This is a genomic window from Clostridium frigoris (assembly GCF_018861865.1).
Lineage (GTDB): Bacteria > Bacillota > Clostridia > Clostridiales > Clostridiaceae > Clostridium_AD > Clostridium_AD frigoris.
In genome coordinates, this window is the sequence record NZ_JAHLDV010000140.1 from 1 (window position 1) to 1044 (window position 1044).

A 1044-nucleotide genomic window follows, 5' to 3' on the forward strand; every position below is an offset into this window, starting at 1 on the left:
CCCTACCGTTGCCAGTAAATCCCTTGCTCTCAGGTTGTCTTCCCGTTGGTTAGGCGACATAGGCTTCTTTCAGCCTATCGGCTCAGCTAACATGCTGGACGTACAAAAAGCTACCACAACTTGAAGTAGCTGAATAAACTTAAATTGTTTTCTTAATAATAAAATTTGAAAAATAATAAATAATAAGTTCATTAAGAAAGTAAATTCACCAATCGTCATTGGGAGTCCTAAACTTAACACATATGGCACACATGAAATCGGAGATGTTCCTAAATTGGATCGAATTGATAACACAACCCCTACCGCCATTATAAATAACCCTAAAATAAAAAATAAATAACGTTTCACTATCTCACGAATTGACATTCTAGAGTTTCACTCTCCTTCACTTTTTTCATTGTCTTGTTTCTAATTAGATAAATTATCAAACATCTTTATTAGTAGGCGAAAAGTTTCTGTCTGCTCTTCAACTGTAAAACCTTCAAATGCCTTTTTTCTCACTTCATCGAAAACTTTCAAGACTTTTTTGGTCACTATTTCTCCTTCTTTTGTTAAAGAAACATGTAAAGAACGTCGATTTCCATTTAGCTGCTTTCGTTCAATCAGATGAGCTGCCTCCATTCTGGCTAATAAATTAGTGACCGTTGCTGGCTTTATTTCACAAGCTTTAGCAATTTCTTTTTGCTCGCAGCCATTGTTATATTCTAGAAATTCCAAAATTTTTGGTTGACCAGGTGACAATCCTAAAGTGCTTGTTTGTTGCAATATTCTTTTGTTACAAAGGGTATGACAAAGCCTTACTATGTAATGCAGCTCTTGGTTCATGTTAATTCCCTCCCTTCAATTAGTTTTAAAACAATTAGAAAGCTAACTATATTAGTATACGCCTATATGAAAAGCTAGTCAATCTCTCAAAATTTCTTTAATCCTTCATTTATGATCGAATTGTGATAATGTCTTATTATACCGAATTTGATTATGTCCCAAAAGGACTATAGTATAATAAAACCTCATGACTAAGAAATGAGGTGGACAAAATCAGAA

The 1044-nt window shown here is 33.9% G+C and carries 2 protein-coding genes; both read right to left on the reverse strand.

What is annotated here, in order from left to right; all coding sequences use genetic code 11:
* Positions 1-69 precede the first annotated feature (69 nt).
* Complete coding sequence (locus KPL37_RS19460) at positions 70-366, reverse strand: DUF6198 family protein (protein ID WP_216151714.1); 297 nt, start codon at positions 364-366, stop codon at positions 70-72.
* 42 nt (positions 367-408) lie between these two features.
* Positions 409-825: a MarR family winged helix-turn-helix transcriptional regulator gene (locus KPL37_RS19465; RefSeq protein WP_216151715.1), complete on the reverse strand. Its 417-nt coding sequence runs from the start codon at positions 823-825 to the stop codon at positions 409-411.
* Positions 826-1044 lie beyond the last annotated feature (219 nt).

Bases quoted from the DNA above. Each gene is read 5' to 3' on its own strand.
- KPL37_RS19460 (WP_216151714.1), bottom strand. From the start codon at position 366: ATGTCAATTCGTGAGATAGTGAAACGTTATTTATTTTTTATTTTAGGG.
- KPL37_RS19465 (WP_216151715.1), bottom strand. From the start codon at position 825: ATGAACCAAGAGCTGCATTACATAGTAAGGCTTTGTCATACCCTTTGT.